The organism is Methylobacterium sp. P3_A11, from assembly GCF_056403155.1.
Window position 1 is genome coordinate 1 of record NZ_JBFUGA010000132.1, and the last position, 14,076, is coordinate 14,076.

Genomic DNA, 14,076 nt, shown 5'->3' on the forward strand with positions numbered 1-14,076 from the left:
CCGGCGGCGCGCGCGGCGCTACTGACGAAATGCCTCGGCGACGCCTGCCGCACCTGCCGGGAGCGGATGGGCGCCGACCCCTCGGGCTGGTCCTGGGGCCGCCTGCACCACGCTCTGTTCGTCCATCCCCTCACGGCGCTCAGGCCCGATTCCGGGTGGGACGTGGGTCCGCTGCCCGTGGGCGGCGCCGCGGCATCGGTCATGCACGCGGAGTATCGGACCGACACGTTCCGGCTCACACACGGCGCCTCGTTCCGCATGGTCGTCGACGTCGGCGACTGGGACCGGTCGGTCTTCATCAACGTCCCGGGTCAGTCGGGGGACCCGGGAAGGCCGCACTATGCCGATCTGGCCCCGGCCTGGGGTCGCCAGGACTACGTGCCGATGCTCTATGGCCGGGAGGCCGTGGACGCGGCCACTGAAACGGTCATCACGCTGACCCCGAGCCCCGCCTGACCGGGCGGCCGGGATGGATGGGGACAGGACCTTGAAGATCTTCATCGCAGGCCTCGCCACCGAGACCAACACCTTCGCCCCGTTGCCGACGGGGCGGGCCGCCTTCCTGGCCGACTTCGCGCGCCGGGACGGCAGCCGGAACCCGCCGAGCCTCAGCAATATCGGCCTCAAGGCCTGGCGCGCGCTGGCCGAGGCGGACGGGCATGCGGTGGTCGAGAGCCTCTCGACCTTCGCGCAACCCGGCGGGATCACCCTGCGGGCGGTCTACGAGGAGCTGCGCGACGCCCTGCTGGACGACCTGAAGGCCGCGATGCCGGTGGACGCGGTGCTGCTGTTCATGCACGGCGCAATGGTGGCCGAGGGCTATGACGATTGCGAGGGCGATACCCTGGAGCGGGTCCGCGCGATCGTCGGGCCGGAGGCCACGATCGGCGTCGAACTCGATCTCCACTGCCACCTCACCGAGACGATGCGGGAGAGCGCCGACGTCATCGTGATCTACAAGGAATATCCGCACACCGACATCGTCGACCGCGCCCGCGACCTCTATCCCCTTGTGGCCCGGACAGCGTCAAAGGACATCCGGCCGGTCATGGCCTATGCCGATTGCCGGATCGTCAACATGTGGCGCACCAGCCGCGAGCCGGTCGCCGGCTTCGTGCGCCGGATGGAGGCGCTGGAGGGGCGCGACCGCATCCTGTCGGTCTCCTTCGGCCACGGCTTCCCTTGGGGCGACGTGGCGGATGTCGGCGCCAAGATCCTCGTCGTCGCCGACGGCGATGCCGGCAAGGCGCAGGCGCTCGCCGACGAACTCGCCGCCGCCGTCTGGGCGATGCGGGAGGAGGCGGCGAGCCATTGCGACACGATCGACGAGGCCATCGACGCAGGCCTCGCCTCCGACGACCCGCGTCCGATGGTGCTCGCCGACTTCGCCGACAATGCCGGCGCGGGCGCGCCCTCGGACAACACCGCGATCCTGGCCCGCCTCGCCGCGCGCGGCGTGCGAGACGTGGCGCTCGGCCTGATCTGGGATCCGGGCGCCGTCGGCATCTGCCATGAGGCCGGGCTCGGAGCGTCGTTCACGCTCCGGATCGGCGGCAAGTGCGGGGTGACCTCGGGGGACCCGGTGGACCTGCGCGTCACCGTGCGGGGCCTCTCGAACGACCACAGCCAGACCGGTCTCAGCGGCGGCCGGGCGCATCTCGGCCCTGCCGCCTGGGTGGAGGCGGAGGGGATCCATGTGGTCCTGACCCACAAGCGCCAGCAGGCCTTCGCGCCGGACGCGTTCACCGGATTGGGGCTCAGCCTCGCCGACAAGCGGATCGTCGTGGTGAAGTCGATGCAGCATTTCTATGCCGCCTTCGCGCCCATCGCGAGCGAGATCCGCTACGTCGCGGCCCCCGGGGCCGTCCCGCCCGACTATGGCGCCATTCCCTACACCAAGCGGTCCGGCCCCTATTGGCCGCGGGTCGCCGATCCCTTCGCCGAGGAGACCGCCCGATGAGACCGGACCTCACCTTCGACCCGCGCGAGATCCTCGCGACCCTGCGCCCCTGGGTCGAATGCGAGAGCCCGACCCACGACGCCGCGGCGGTCAACCGGATGATGCGCGTGGCCGCCCGGGACCTCGCCGTCGCGGGGGCCACCGTCGAGACCATTCCCGGGCGGATGGGCCTGAGCGACTGCGTGCGCGCCCGCTTCCCGCATCGGACCCGCGATGCGCCCGGGATCCTGGTCCTCGGCCACCTCGACACCGTCCATCCGGTCGGCACCCTCGGGACCCTGCCCTGGCGGATCGAGGGCGACCGCGCCTATGGGCCCGGCATCCTCGACATGAAGGGCGGCAACGTCATCGCCCTGGCGGCGATCCGCGCCCTGGCGGCGGCCGGGATCGAGACGCCGTTGCCGGTCACCGTGCTGTTCACCGGCGACGAGGAGGTGGGCAGCCCCTCGACCCGCGACCTGATCGAGGCCGAGGCCGCCCGGCAAGCCTTCGTCCTGGTCCCCGAGCCCGGCCAGCCCGGGAACGGCGTCGTCACCGGCCGCTACGCCATCGCGCGCTTCGACCTGGAAGCCCTGGGCCGGCCGAGCCATGCCGGATCCTCGCCCCACGAGGGGCGCTCAGCGATCCGCGCCATGGCGCGCAAGATCCTGGCGATCGACGCGCTGTCGGATTCCGACTGCACCTTCTCCACCGGCATCGTCTCCGGCGGCCAGTGGGTGAACTGCGTCCCGACCCTCTGCCGCGGGCAGGCGCTCAGCATGGCCAAGCGCCAGGCCGACCTCGACCGCGGCGTCGCGCGGATGCTGGCCCTGTCGGGGGAGGAGGACGGCGTCCGCTTCACGGTGAGCCGGGGCGTGACCCGGCCGGTCTGGGAGCCGGATGCCGGCTGCATGGCCCTCTACGAACAGGCGCGGACCCTGAGCGAGGCCCTCGGCCAGCCACTGCCCCACCACAGTGCCGGCGGCGGCTCGGACGGCAACTTCACCGGCGCCAACGGCATCCCGACCCTCGACGGCCTCGGCCCGCTCGGCCACGGCTACCACACTCTGGAGGAGCACCTGCTAATCGACACCCTGCCGCAGCGGGCGAGGCTGTTCGCGGCGCTGCTCGCCAATCTCGGTGCGGCGGCACGGACCTGAATCCGGCGCCCTGAAGGTCGGGCGCGGCCGGCGCCGGCGCGCCACGACCGCCACGGCGCTCCGCAGGCCCCCCGCCGAACAGGGCCGTCCGGGCGCGCAGCAGCCCCGACGGCACGACCACGGTTCGGCAAGGGCCGGCGTCAGGCCGGATCGACCGGCATGTGCGGCACGCCGCCCGCCTCGATCGCCGCCCCGGCCGCCAGGCACAGGTCCTCCCGGTATCGTGCCGCGACCAGCTGCACGCCGACGGGGGTGCGTCCGACGAGGCCGGTCGTCACGGTCAGCGCCGGGACGCCGATCGGCGCCAGACCGACCTGCAGCAGGTTGGCCTCGAAGGCCCGGGCGATGCCGGCATCGCCGGTGAGGTCGAGGCCGTCCGGGAACGGCAGCTCGGCCGAGACCGGCACCAGCAGCACCGGGTGCTCGGCGAGGAACAGCGACCAGTCCCGCGCCAGGGTCGCGCGCCGGGCCAGGGCTCGGACGAGGGCGTCGGGCGCCATCGCCTCGGCCCGCGTCCGGAAACTCTCCAGGAGGCCGATCGCCGCCGGGTCCCCCTCCCGTTCCGCCGCTGCCCGGACCGCCGCGTAGCCGTCGCCGAGCCACAGCTGAAGCTGGAGTTCGCTCGCCTCCCGGATCGGCGGGGTGTCGGCGATCTCCGTCACGGCCCACCCCGCTTCGGTGAGGCGGGCCGCCGCCTCGCGCAGGGCGGCCTCGACCTCCGGGACGGTGGCCAGACCCCCGGGGCGTACGCAGAGGGCCGCCCGGCGCGGGACGGGCGGACCCTCCAGGGGCGCCGGCACCCACCACGGGTCGCGCGGATCCGGAGCCGCCATCACCTCCAGGCCGAGGCGCACATCCGCGATGCTCCGCGCGAGCGGCCCCGACACGGCCATGAGCTGCGGCCCGATCCCCCGCTCGGGGGAGGACGGATTCCAGGCCGGGATCCGGCCGAGGCTTGGTCGCAGCCCGTGCACGCCGCAGGCATAGGCCGGGTAGCGCACCGAACCGGCGATGTCGGTGCCGTGGGCGATAGCGCCGATCCCGGCCGCGACCGCGGCGCCCGCGCCTCCCGATGAGCCGCCGGGGGTCAGCGCCGCATCGCGCGGGTTCCTGGTGTCGCCGTGGAGCTGGTTAGAGGTGAACCAGCGCAGGGAGAAGGCGGGCGTGTTCGTCCGCCCGAGCAGGATCGCGCCGGCGCGGCGGAGGTTGGCGACCACGGGATTGTCGTCCGTCGCCACGAGGTCGCGCTGGAGGCGCAACCCGTTCGTCGTCGCGAAGCCCCGCTGATCGGCATTCACCTTCACGGTCACCGGCACCCCCGCGAGCGGACCCAGGACGTCGCCCCGCGCCCGGGCGGCATCCACCGCGTCGGCCTGCGCCAGGACGTCCTCGGGGCGGTGCTCGACCACGGCGTTGATCCGTCCGTTGACCGCGTCGAGCCGGCCGAGGGCGTCCTGGGCGACCGCCCGGGCCGAGACCTGGCCGGTGCGGATCAGGGCTGCGAGGTCGGTCGCCGTGAGACGCCAGAGCTGCATGAGGGTACCTTTCGAGCGCCCGGACGGGCGGGATCCAGCCTGCGATTCGCACCGCCCGGGGGGCTCCCGGCCGGCCCACGCAGCATATTCAAAATGCAAGTCGAGGGCCGCATTTTTGAGCATCCGCGGATCGCCAGCCCTGGCAAGCCTTTCCCGCGTTGCAGCAGAGCGGACTAAGCATTCCGACGTATACGGCTCTTGCCACGCCTTGGACGACTGCTAACGTCGCTCCTGTTCGCGCGTTCGACCAGCCAATCCAACGAGAAGGGACGATCTCCTCAGACGAAGGCAGGCAACCTCCAGCAAAGGCAGGCTTCCATGGCACAGGTGATTCGCGTCAAGCCGACACACGACGGCACCTACACCGTGTATCGCGGGACCCTCGCGTTGATTTGCGGCCTCACCCGCCTCCAGGCCGAGCGATACGAAGCGAGTCTCAGCCGACAGCAGCGCGCCGACCTCGCGGTCGCCGGCATGTGATCCTCGGCCCGGTCATCGGGCCGGCGCGACCGATGACCGGGGTCGCGCCGGCCCGCAGCCTCAGGCCGGGTTCGTTTCGTCGAGGTCCAGGGTGCCGAGATCGCCCATGGCTCCCGCCGCGTCGAGGCCCCGTCGCCGGCCGCGGATCGTGAAGCCCTGTTCCGCCCGGCCGATGTCGAAGAGCAGGTAGGAGGCGCGGCGCGACGCGATCGCCCCGTGGCCGTCCGGGCGTGCCGAGGCTGAGGGGGCTCCGATAACCGGAACCGCCCGTCCGTCCGGTCCCGGGATCCGGGCCGCGCTCGTGACGTGATTGTGACCGTGCAGGATCAGCTCCGCCCCGGCCCGCCCGATCATGGCGGTGAACGCGGCGGCATCCTTCAACTCGCGTCCCGGCGAGGCGCCTCCGGGTTGCGGCGGATGGTGGATCATCACCACACGGCAGGGCCGGCTCGGGTCGGAGGCGAGGGCGCGCAGCAGAGCTTCGGCCGCGGCCAGCTGCGGCGCGCCGAGGCGGCCGGTCGCCACGAAGGGCTTGGTCGGGATCGCGCTGGACAGGCCGACCAGCGCCAGGGAGCCCCGGCGGCGCAGGTAGGGAAACCGGCCCCACGAGCCGGAATCATCGCCCGTGTAGCGGCCGCAGGCGGCCAGCAGGCCTTCCAGCGAGCCGCGGACATAGGCGTCGTGGTTGCCCGGCACGAAGCTCACCGCATCGGGCGCGCCCAGCGCTTCCAGGAAGGTGCGGGCCGTCTCCCATTCGCTCGGCAGGCCGATGTTGCACAGGTCGCCCGTGCACGCGACGTGCCCGGCGCCCTGGGCCTTCAGGTCGGTGACCAGCGCCTCGAGGACGGCCATGTCGTGGCTGCGCGACCGTCCGCGCCGCCAGTTCGCGTATCCGGTGGCGCGCTTGCCGATGAGCTGGTGGAGGCGCACCCGGCCGAGGGGGCCGACATGCGGATCGCTGAGATGGGCGAGGCAGAAGGTCAACGCCGGAGGTCACCCTCGACACGGGGACGGGAGGCGCCCCGCATCGCGGGCGCGGCGCGTCCCGTCAAGCGCTTCCGATCAGCATCCCGACGACCAGCACCAATGCGCCGCCGAGCATCACCTGCAGGGCCGCGCGCCAGAACGGCGTCGCCATGAACCGCGTGCGGATCGCCGCGATGAGGGTGAGTTCGATCACCACGACCAGGATCGCGAGGCTCGTGGCGAGGACGAACGGGTTCGGCCATCCGGCCGGGAGGGTATCGGGGATCAGGTAAGGCAACGTGTGGCCGAGGCCGCCCAGCGCGGTCATCGCCCCGCAGACCAGGCCGCGCAGCCACGGATCGCCGCGGCCCGTGACGCTGCCGTCGTCCGACAGGGCCTCGGTGAACCCCATGCTGATGCCCGCCCCCACCGAGGCCGCGAGCCCCACCAGGAAGGTCGCGCCGTTATGTCCCGTGGCGAAGGCCGCTGCGAAGATCGGTGCGAGGGTGGAGACCGACCCGTCGATCAGCCCGGCGAGGCCGGGCTGCACGTAGCGCAGGACGAAGGTGCGGCGGGCGTCCGCGGCCAGGTCCGCAGCGCTCTCCATGACGGCTGCCATCGGGAAACTCCTTGTTTGGATTTGTTCCAATCTACAGACTGGAATAGATCTAAACAAGGCCGTCTGCCGTGTTTTCGCCGCGCCGCGGGAGCATTCGCGGCCTCCGGACACCGGCCCTCACCGGCGGACCTATCTGTCTGGTTGTGGACGGGGCCGATTGTTTCGTCTGAGGCGCGGGGGCTAGACCATGCGCGGTCGAATTCGATCCCGAACTGATCGGGCGATGGCGGTCGAGCCGCCTCAGGCGTGACATGAGTCTCGGCAAGCGCATCCTCCGCCATCCTGCAGTGCAGCGGCTCCTCGGCCGTATCGCGGCGGCCTATCTGCGGCTCGTGCAGGTGACCAACCGCTTCGAGGTTCACGCGGCCGGTGCGGACCGGAACGGCGTCGACCCGTGGATGGATGCGCAACTCCCGCTCATCGCCGGCATGTGGCACGGCCAGCACATCATGATGCCGTTCATGCGCCGGCCGGGCGATCGGGTCGCCACGATCATCTCGAAGAATCCCGACGGCAACATCAACACCCTCGCGCTGGAGCGGCTCGGCGTCCGCGTGATCCGGGCCTCCGGCGCCCGCGGCCGGAGCCGGGCCACCGATACCCGGGCCAAGGGCGGCGCCGAGGGCTTCCGGGCGATGCTGCGCGCCCTGAAGGCCGGCGAGTCGGTGGCCTTCAGCGCCGACGTGCCCAAGGTCTCGCGCCGGTGCGATCCCGGAATCCTCACCCTCGCGCGGTTCTCCGGCCGGCCGATCGTCCCGGCGGCCGTGGTGACGAGCCGGCACCTGCGCTTCAAATCCTGGGACCGCGCCTGTCTCGGCCTGCCCTTCGGCCGCGGGGCCGTCGTACTCGGAGATCCTGTCTACGTGGCGCGCGACTGCGAGGGCGAGGCATTCGAGACGCTCCGGCGCCACGTCGAGGCCGAGATGAACCGGGTGCATGCCCGCGCCTATGCGCTGGTCGGCCGTGCCGACCGGGCCGCACTCTATCGCGACCCCGCTGAGATGACCGCCTCCGCGCCGGTGGGAGACTTCGCGTGAGGCCCCCCTCGGTCACGCTGCCCCTGCAGGCCTACCGGGCCGGTCTGCGCATCGGCGAGCCGGCCCTGACCGGGCTGCTGGCGTGGCGCGCGCAGCGCGGGAAGGAGGATCCGCGCCGGCTCTCGGAACGGCGGGGTCTCCCAGGTCGGGCCAGGCCGGTCGGGCCGCTCGCCTGGATGCATGGTGCGAGCGTCGGCGAGGCGCTGTCGTTGATCGGGCTCGTCGAAGGCATGATCGCCCGCGGCTTCTCGGTGCTCGTGACCACGGGCACTCGCGCGGCCGCCGAACTCATCGGCGTTCGACTGCCGCCGGGCGCGGTGCACCAGTACATGCCGCTGGACGCGCCGCGCTGGGTCGGACGGTTCCTCGACCATTGGCAGCCGGACCTGGCGGTCATCGCCGAATCGGAGATCTGGCCGAACACGATCCTGGCTCTGGACGAGCGCGAGATTCCCCTCATCCTGGTCAACGGCCGCATGTCGGAGCGCTCGTTCCGGGGGTGGGAGCGCTGCCCGCGCACCGCGAAGGCGCTCCTGGCGCGGATCGCGATCTGCCTTACGCAGACGCAGGAGGACGGCGAGCGGTTCGCAAAGCTCGGCGCGCCGCGGGTGAGCATCTCGGGAAATCTGAAGTTCGACGCGCCCGTGCCGCCGGCGGACGCGCAGCAGGTCGCCTATCTGGGGGCCATGATGGCCGGCCGGCCGGTCTGGGTCGCGGCGAGCACGCATCCCGGCGAGGAGGCCATGGTCGCCTACGCGCACGCGATGCTGAAGGTGCGGTTCCCGAAGCTCCTCACCATCATTGCCCCGCGGCATCCGGCGCGGGCGGCTGAGGCGGTCGCGTGCGCCAACGCCGTCGGTCTGCGCAGCGCCCAGCGGTCGACCGGCGGCCGCCCCCATCCCTCCGTAGAGGTCTACGTCGCCGACACGATCGGCGAGCTGGGCCTGTTCTACCGCCTGAGCCCATTGGTCTTCCTCGGCGGCTCCCTCGTGCCGCGGGGAGGCCAGAACCCCATCGAGCCGCTGCGCCTCGACTCCGCGGTCCTGCACGGACCCCACACCGAGAATTTCGACGTGGTCTACCAAGCCCTCGACCGCGTCGGAGGCGCCTTGCCAGTGCGTGACGGCGTCGAACTGGCGGCGGTCGCCGGCGAACTCCTCGCCGACCGGGGGCGCCTCGCCGAGATCGCCCGGGCCGGACAGCAGGCCCTGGAGCCCTTCGAGGGTGCCGTGGCGCGCACGCTCGCGGTGCTCGACCCGTTCGTGGCGCAGATGAAGCTCCAGCGTCTCGACCGGGGCAGCCCCGTGCGACCCCTCGCGCGGGCCTGATGCGGCCTCCGGGTTTCTGGTCAGCGGCGCCGAATCACCCGGCCGCGCGCGGTCTCGCGCCCCTCGGTGCCGTCTACGGGGCGCTGGTGGCCCGGCGCATGGATCGTCCCGGCGCGCGGGCGGGGTGCCCGGTCCTCTGCCTGGGGAACTTCACCCTCGGAGGGGCCGGGAAGACGCCGTCCGCCTTGGCGGTGGCGGGCCTCCTCGCCGAGCTTGGCCGCGCGCCAGCCTTCCTGACCCGCGGCTACGGGGGCCGGCACGCGGGTCCGGTCCGGGTCGATCCCGACCGCCATGGGGCCGCCGAGGTCGGCGACGAGCCGCTGCTCCTCGCCCGCCGGGCGCCCACGGTCGTATCCCGCGACCGCCCGGCGGGGGCGGCCCTCTGCCGGAGCCTCGGCGCCGATGTCATCGTGATGGATGACGGTCTCCAGAACCCGAGCTTGGCGAAGGATCTCAGCCTCGCGGTCGTCGACGGCGCCACCGGTATCGGAAACGGGCTGCCCTTCCCGGCGGGACCGCTGCGGGCGCCGCTCGCGCGGCAATGGCCGCATGTCGGCGGGCTGATCGTGGTCGGTGACGGCGCGGCGGGCGACGCGGTCGCCCGGATGGCACGGCAGCGCGGCCTCCCGGTCCACCGGGCGCGCCTCGTTCCGGCGACGGACGATCTGGCGGGCCGGCGTTGCCTCGCCTTCGCGGGAATCGGCCGGCCGGAAAAATTCTTCGCGACCCTGATCGAGTCAGGTGCGGTAATCGCCGGAACGCGGCCGTTCCCGGATCATCATCCCTACCGGGCCGCGGAGCTGGTGGACCTCCTCGAGGCGGCGGGGCGCCTCGGGGCCGACCTCGTCACCACCGAGAAGGATGCGGCGCGTCTGCCCGCTGCCCTCTCGGCCCAGGTGCGTGTGCTGCGCGTGCGCCTCGTGGTCGAGGATCCGGTGTTTCTGCGTCGGCAGGTCGAGGGCGCGCTCGCCGGCGCGCCGTGACGGTCAGGGCCGACCGGTTTCCTTGAGCCGCTTCAGGATCGCCTCGGGGGATGCATAGGCCTCCTGCCGGGCGGCGCTCCAGTAGCGCAGCGCATCGAGCGCGATCGGCTCACCGGTCACGGCGCACCGCACGAAGCCGCCCGGCTTGACCACCCGCATGGTGCCGTCACCGTATTCGACGACCGCCTCGCCGTTGTTCGCGCGCTCGTAACGACCCAGCACATCCGCCTCCCGTTCGATCCCCCCTTGTACACGATCCGCGCCGGTCGCGCTGCCCCGCGCGGATCAGCCCAGCATCGAAGCGGTACTGTCCTGCGCCAGCATGGCTCGTGCGGCGGCGGCGTCGACATGCATGCGGGTGACCAGGGCGTCGGCGCTGTCGAACCGTTCCTCGCCCCGGATGTAGCCGACGAACTCGACCGCGATCTCCTGTCCGTAGAGGTCGCCGGAGAAGTCGAACAGGTAGGCTTCCAGGAGCGGTGCGCCGTCGTCGAAGGTCGGTCGGCGGCCGTAGCTCGCCACGCCGTCGCAGACCCTGCCGGAGGCCAGACGGACCCGCACCGCGTAGATCCCGTGTGCCAGTCCACAATCGGGCAGCCTGACGTTGGCGGTCGGAAAGCCGAGCTGCCGCCCGCGCTTGTCGCCGTGCCGGACCGGCCCGAGGACGAACCAGCGGTAGCCGAGCAGCGCGTTGGCGCGGGCGATGTCCCCGGCGGCCAGCGCCGCGCGGATCGCGCTCGACGAGACCGGCTCGGGCTCGTCCCCGAGGGCGACCGGGTCGACGATCCGGCAGCTCATCCCGGCCTCGCGGCAGAGTTCGGCCAGGATCGCTGGTGTGCCCTCGCGGCCACGGCCGAAATGAAAATCGTGTCCGACGACCACCCCGGACAGGCCGAGCGACCCTTTCAGGAAGTCGAGCACGAAGGCCCGTGCCCCCGTGGCGGCCAGGGCACCGTCGAAGCGGCGGACGATCAGCCCGTCGAGCCCGAGATGGGCGAACAGGATCTCCTTGGCGGTCAGCCCGGTCAGGCGGAACATCGGGGCGTCGGGCATGAAGTAGGCCCGCGGATGCGGTTCGAAGGTCAGGATCGCGGCCGGCCTTCCGGCCGCGCGGGCCGCGGCGCGCACGCTCTCCACGAGCACCCGGTGGCCGAGATGGACGCCGTCGAAGTTGCCGATCGCCGCCACGGCTCCGGCCAGGGCCGGCGGGATCGGTTCGTCGGCACGGCAGATGGTGAAGGGCCGCGCGGCCGTGTCGTCGCCAGGGGCCATCGGTTCGGGGTCGATTGCTCGGAAGGGTCTGGTGGGGTCGCCTGACATGTCCGCGAGGGGACCGACGCGGCCGGACCCTGCCGAAAGGTGCCCGGAGGGTCAAGCGAGCCTTCGCGGGTCGTCCGGGCGCCGCCGCGCCGGGAGAGCGAGGCCATGCGTCTGCTGCGCCGATTAACGGCTTCGCAATGCGCATGGCCTATTTGAAATGCTGTGCGGCGCAGCTAAATTGCAGCGTTAGCGAAGCGTTAATCTATCCGGGAGCCGCCGCGGCTTCCCGCCGGGCAATACGGAGCAGTTATTCGATGGCTCTCGACTTGAGCATGCCGATCCTCGTTGTCGACGATTACCAGACGATGGTCCGCATTATTCGTAATCTACTGAAGCAGCTCGGCTTCGAGGAGGTCGATGACGCTTCGGACGGCACCGAGGCACTCGCGCGCCTGAAGGGACGCAAGTACGGCCTCGTCATCTCCGACTGGAACATGGAGCCGATGACCGGCTACGAGCTGCTCCGGCACGTGCGGGCCGACGAAAATCTTCGGACGACGCCGTTCATCATGGTCACGGCCGAGTCGAAGACCGAGAACGTGATCGCGGCCAAGAAGGCCGGCGTGAACAATTATATCGTGAAGCCCTTCAACGCGGCGACGCTGAAGTCCAAGATCGAGGCGGTCTGCGGGAGCTGAGCGGTTCCCCTGCCGGTGCCCTCGCGCCGCCCGGGCGCAGGGCGACAGGACACGGCATGGCTGGCCGAGACGGCCATGGTTCCGAAAACGGCGAAAGATCCGAGGAGGACAGCATGTCGTTAGCCGCCGCACGGCAGCCCGATCTGCGGCTTCGGGAACCGCAGACCGTGATCGCCGAGCTGATCGAGATCGCGGACTACATCGCCCATCTCCGGGAGGAGATCGGAGCGCTGCGGGCGAACGAGATGAGCCGCGACCGTATCCCCATGGCGCACGAGGAACTCGGCAGCGTCGTTGAGGCGACTGCGGGCGCCACCAACACGATCATGGAAGCCGCGGAGGCGATGCTCGGCCTGCCGGACGGGCCGGGCTATCGCGACGCCGTCGAGGAGCGGATCAACACCATCTTCGAGGCCTGCGCGTTCCAGGACATCACCGGGCAGCGGATCGCCAAGGTGGTGGAATCCCTCAGGCTGTTCGAGCAGCGCCTGGCCCGGTTCGTCGGCGCGGTGAAGGCCCGCGACGCCGCCGCGATGGATCCCGCCGAGCGCGCCCGACGGACCCGGGCCGAGGATCTCCTGCTCAACGGCCCTCAGGCTCAGGATGCCATGCCGTCCCAGGACGACATCGACGCCCTGTTCGCCTGAAACCGGCCGTGCCGACGGCGCTTCTTCCGTCGACTCGGTGCCGGCCAGCCGGTTAGATCGCTGCCCGATTCCGCCGCCATCCGGCGGTGCCGGCAGGAGGCCACGACAGGCATGACGGCGCGGTTCTGGTCCGACCTCACCACCGAAGACTTGGCCCGGCGCGACATGCGGCGGGCGATCGCCGTGCTGCCGGTGGCCGCGACCGAACAGCACGGCCCGCATCTGCCGCTCGCCACCGACACCATCATCGCCGAGGGCTATCTCGCCCGGGTGCACGCGGGTGCGCCCGCGGATCTCGACGTGCTGCTGCTGCCTGTCCAGCCGGTCGGCAAGTCCGACGAGCACGATGCCTTCCCGGGCACGCTCACGCTGGAGACCGGGACGGCGCTCGCCGCCTGGACGGGGATCGGCGCCGCCGTCCATCGGGCCGGCTGCCGCAAGATCGTGATCGTCACGAGCCACGGCGGCAACAGCGCGCTCATCGACCTCGTGGCGGGCGAGCTGCGCGCCCGGTTCGCCATGGTGGCGGTGACGACGTCGTGGGCGCGGCTCGGCTACCCCGGGGGGTTGTTCCCGGCGGAGGAGATCGCCCACGGAATCCATGCCGGCGGCATCGAGACGGCGCTGATGCTGGCCCTGCGCCCAGATCTCGTCCGGACCGACCGGATCGCCGATTTCCCGCCGCGTACGCTGGCCATGGTCCGCGACTTCACCCACCTGCGCGCCGGCCGCCCCGCCGCCTTCGCCTGGAAGGCCGGCGACCTTCAGCCCTCCGGCGCCATGGGCGACGCGCGGCTCGGCACGGCCGAGGCCGGCCACGCGGCGCTGGACCACGGCGCCGAGGCGTTCCTCGCCCTCCTGCGCGACGTCGACGCCTTCGAACTCGCGGCGCCCGTGTAACTGCCGCCGCGCGGCCGCCGAAAGAGCCGGTATGCCGGGAGCGAAAAGCCGGCATGCGGGAGTCCCGGCCATGCGCCCTACCCTCTTGATCGCCACCCTGCTGTGTGCCGTCCTCCGCCCGGCCGGAGCCGCTGAGCGCCCCGTCGTCGTCGAGCTGTTCACCTCGCAGAGCTGCTCCTCCTGCCCGCCCGCGGAGGCGCTGCTCGGCCGCCTCGCGCACGAGCCGGCCGGCGAACGCGGGGATGTCCTGCCCCTCGCGTTCCACGTCACCTACTGGAATCACCTGAACTGGCGCGACCCCTACGCCCTGCCGGCCGCCACCGCCCGCCAGGAGGCCTATGCGGCGCGCCTCGGCGGCTCGAGCTACACGCCTCAGGCCGTGATCGACGGACGGACCGGGCTGGTCGGCTCCGACGAGGCCGGCCTGCGCGCCGCGATCGCCCGCGCCCGGGCGGACGGCTCCGGCGTCCCCGTGACGCTGACCCGCGACGGCGACCGCGTCGTCGCGCAGGTCGGTCCCGGGC

At 72.1% G+C, this 14,076-nt stretch carries 15 protein-coding genes and 1 pseudogene; 11 read left to right on the forward strand and 5 right to left on the reverse strand.

All coding sequences use genetic code 11. The features are described from left to right. The 3 genes from AC1DXK_RS27245 to AC1DXK_RS27255 form a co-directional block, all read left to right on the forward strand. A partial coding sequence (locus tag AC1DXK_RS27245; RefSeq protein WP_477299484.1) for a penicillin acylase family protein occupies positions 1–456 on the forward strand: 456 nt, incomplete at its 5' end. 31 nt (positions 457–487) lie between these two features. Then, entirely contained in the window at positions 488–1,960 is a 1,473-nt protein-coding gene (locus AC1DXK_RS27250; RefSeq protein ID WP_457106161.1) for a M81 family metallopeptidase, read from the forward strand. Next, on the forward strand, positions 1,957–3,099 hold the full coding sequence (locus AC1DXK_RS27255; RefSeq protein ID WP_457106162.1) for a M20/M25/M40 family metallo-hydrolase: 1,143 nt from the start codon (positions 1,957–1,959) through the stop codon (positions 3,097–3,099). The genes AC1DXK_RS27250 and AC1DXK_RS27255 overlap by 4 nt, the downstream gene beginning before the upstream one ends. Positions 3,100–3,239: 140 nt before the next feature. Here the strand turns inward: AC1DXK_RS27255 and AC1DXK_RS27260 are convergent, their stop codons facing one another. Continuing rightward, positions 3,240–4,634: an amidase family protein gene (locus AC1DXK_RS27260; RefSeq protein ID WP_457106163.1), complete on the reverse strand. Its 1,395-nt coding sequence runs from the start codon at positions 4,632–4,634 to the stop codon at positions 3,240–3,242. A gap of 318 nt (positions 4,635–4,952) precedes the next feature. On the opposite strand from AC1DXK_RS27260, the gene AC1DXK_RS27265 reads away from it, so the two are divergent. Next, positions 4,953–5,114 carry a hypothetical protein gene (locus tag AC1DXK_RS27265; RefSeq protein ID WP_457106164.1) on the forward strand — a complete coding sequence of 54 codons (162 nt, stop codon included), beginning with the start codon at positions 4,953–4,955 and terminating at the stop codon, positions 5,112–5,114. Positions 5,115–5,174: 60 nt separating this feature from the next. On the opposite strand, the gene AC1DXK_RS27270 is transcribed toward AC1DXK_RS27265, so the two are convergent. Beyond that, on the reverse strand, positions 5,175–6,098 hold the full coding sequence (locus AC1DXK_RS27270) for a metallophosphoesterase family protein (protein ID WP_457106165.1): 924 nt from the start codon (positions 6,096–6,098) through the stop codon (positions 5,175–5,177). Between the two features lie 64 nt (positions 6,099–6,162). Next, a pseudogene (locus tag AC1DXK_RS27275) lies at positions 6,163–6,654 on the reverse strand (VIT1/CCC1 transporter family protein); the annotation flags it as partial. Between the two features lie 296 nt (positions 6,655–6,950). Between AC1DXK_RS27275 and AC1DXK_RS27280 the strand changes: the two are divergent. The 3 genes from AC1DXK_RS27280 to lpxK are packed head-to-tail and all read left to right on the forward strand — an operon-like array spanning position 6,951 to position 10,047. Next, positions 6,951–7,736, forward strand: coding sequence for a lysophospholipid acyltransferase family protein (locus AC1DXK_RS27280; RefSeq protein WP_457106166.1), 786 nt, complete (start codon positions 6,951–6,953; stop codon positions 7,734–7,736). Next, a complete protein-coding gene (locus AC1DXK_RS27285) occupies positions 7,733–9,064 on the forward strand; it encodes a 3-deoxy-D-manno-octulosonic acid transferase (protein ID WP_457106167.1) in 1,332 nt (443 codons plus the stop codon). Before AC1DXK_RS27280 ends, AC1DXK_RS27285 begins: the two co-directional genes overlap by 4 nt. Next, on the forward strand, positions 9,064–10,047 hold the full coding sequence (gene lpxK / locus AC1DXK_RS27290) for a tetraacyldisaccharide 4'-kinase (protein WP_457106168.1): 984 nt from the start codon (positions 9,064–9,066) through the stop codon (positions 10,045–10,047). The genes AC1DXK_RS27285 and lpxK overlap by 1 nt, the downstream gene beginning before the upstream one ends. 3 nt (positions 10,048–10,050) lie before the next feature. On the opposite strand, the gene AC1DXK_RS27295 is transcribed toward lpxK, so the two are convergent. Next, positions 10,051–10,269: a DUF2093 domain-containing protein gene (locus AC1DXK_RS27295; protein ID WP_457106169.1), complete on the reverse strand. Its 219-nt coding sequence runs from the start codon at positions 10,267–10,269 to the stop codon at positions 10,051–10,053. Between the two features lie 63 nt (positions 10,270–10,332). Beyond that, positions 10,333–11,319, reverse strand: a complete 987-nt coding sequence (locus AC1DXK_RS27300) for a bifunctional riboflavin kinase/FAD synthetase (RefSeq protein WP_457106170.1) — start codon at positions 11,317–11,319, stop codon at positions 10,333–10,335. A gap of 302 nt (positions 11,320–11,621) precedes the next feature. Here AC1DXK_RS27300 and AC1DXK_RS27305 point away from each other — a divergent pair, with 302 nt between their 5' ends. From AC1DXK_RS27305 to AC1DXK_RS27320, 4 genes are all read left to right on the forward strand, one after another. Then, positions 11,622–12,005: a response regulator gene (locus AC1DXK_RS27305; protein ID WP_012317888.1), complete on the forward strand. Its 384-nt coding sequence runs from the start codon at positions 11,622–11,624 to the stop codon at positions 12,003–12,005. A 113-nt stretch (positions 12,006–12,118) separates the two neighbouring features. Continuing rightward, entirely contained in the window at positions 12,119–12,652 is a 534-nt protein-coding gene (locus tag AC1DXK_RS27310; RefSeq protein ID WP_457106171.1) for a protein phosphatase CheZ, read from the forward strand. A gap of 111 nt (positions 12,653–12,763) precedes the next feature. Then, on the forward strand, positions 12,764–13,552 hold the full coding sequence (locus AC1DXK_RS27315; RefSeq protein ID WP_457106172.1) for a creatininase family protein: 789 nt from the start codon (positions 12,764–12,766) through the stop codon (positions 13,550–13,552). A gap of 70 nt (positions 13,553–13,622) precedes the next feature. After that, positions 13,623–14,076 (forward strand): DUF1223 domain-containing protein (locus AC1DXK_RS27320; protein ID WP_477299485.1); only part of this gene is annotated, 454 nt, incomplete at its 3' end.

Coding starts and splice junctions, on each gene's coding strand:
- AC1DXK_RS27255 (WP_457106162.1), top strand. CDS start 1,957: ATGAGACCGGACCTCACCTTCGACCCGCGCGAGATCCTCGCGACCCTG.
- AC1DXK_RS27260 (WP_457106163.1), bottom strand. CDS start 4,634: ATGCAGCTCTGGCGTCTCACGGCGACCGACCTCGCAGCCCTGATCCGC.
- AC1DXK_RS27265 (WP_457106164.1), top strand. CDS start 4,953: ATGGCACAGGTGATTCGCGTCAAGCCGACACACGACGGCACCTACACC.
- AC1DXK_RS27280 (WP_457106166.1), top strand. CDS start 6,951: ATGAGTCTCGGCAAGCGCATCCTCCGCCATCCTGCAGTGCAGCGGCTC.
- lpxK (WP_457106168.1), top strand. CDS start 9,064: ATGCGGCCTCCGGGTTTCTGGTCAGCGGCGCCGAATCACCCGGCCGCG.
- AC1DXK_RS27300 (WP_457106170.1), bottom strand. CDS start 11,319: ATGGCCCCTGGCGACGACACGGCCGCGCGGCCCTTCACCATCTGCCGT.
- AC1DXK_RS27305 (WP_012317888.1), top strand. CDS start 11,622: ATGGCTCTCGACTTGAGCATGCCGATCCTCGTTGTCGACGATTACCAG.
- AC1DXK_RS27310 (WP_457106171.1), top strand. CDS start 12,119: ATGTCGTTAGCCGCCGCACGGCAGCCCGATCTGCGGCTTCGGGAACCG.
- AC1DXK_RS27315 (WP_457106172.1), top strand. CDS start 12,764: ATGACGGCGCGGTTCTGGTCCGACCTCACCACCGAAGACTTGGCCCGG.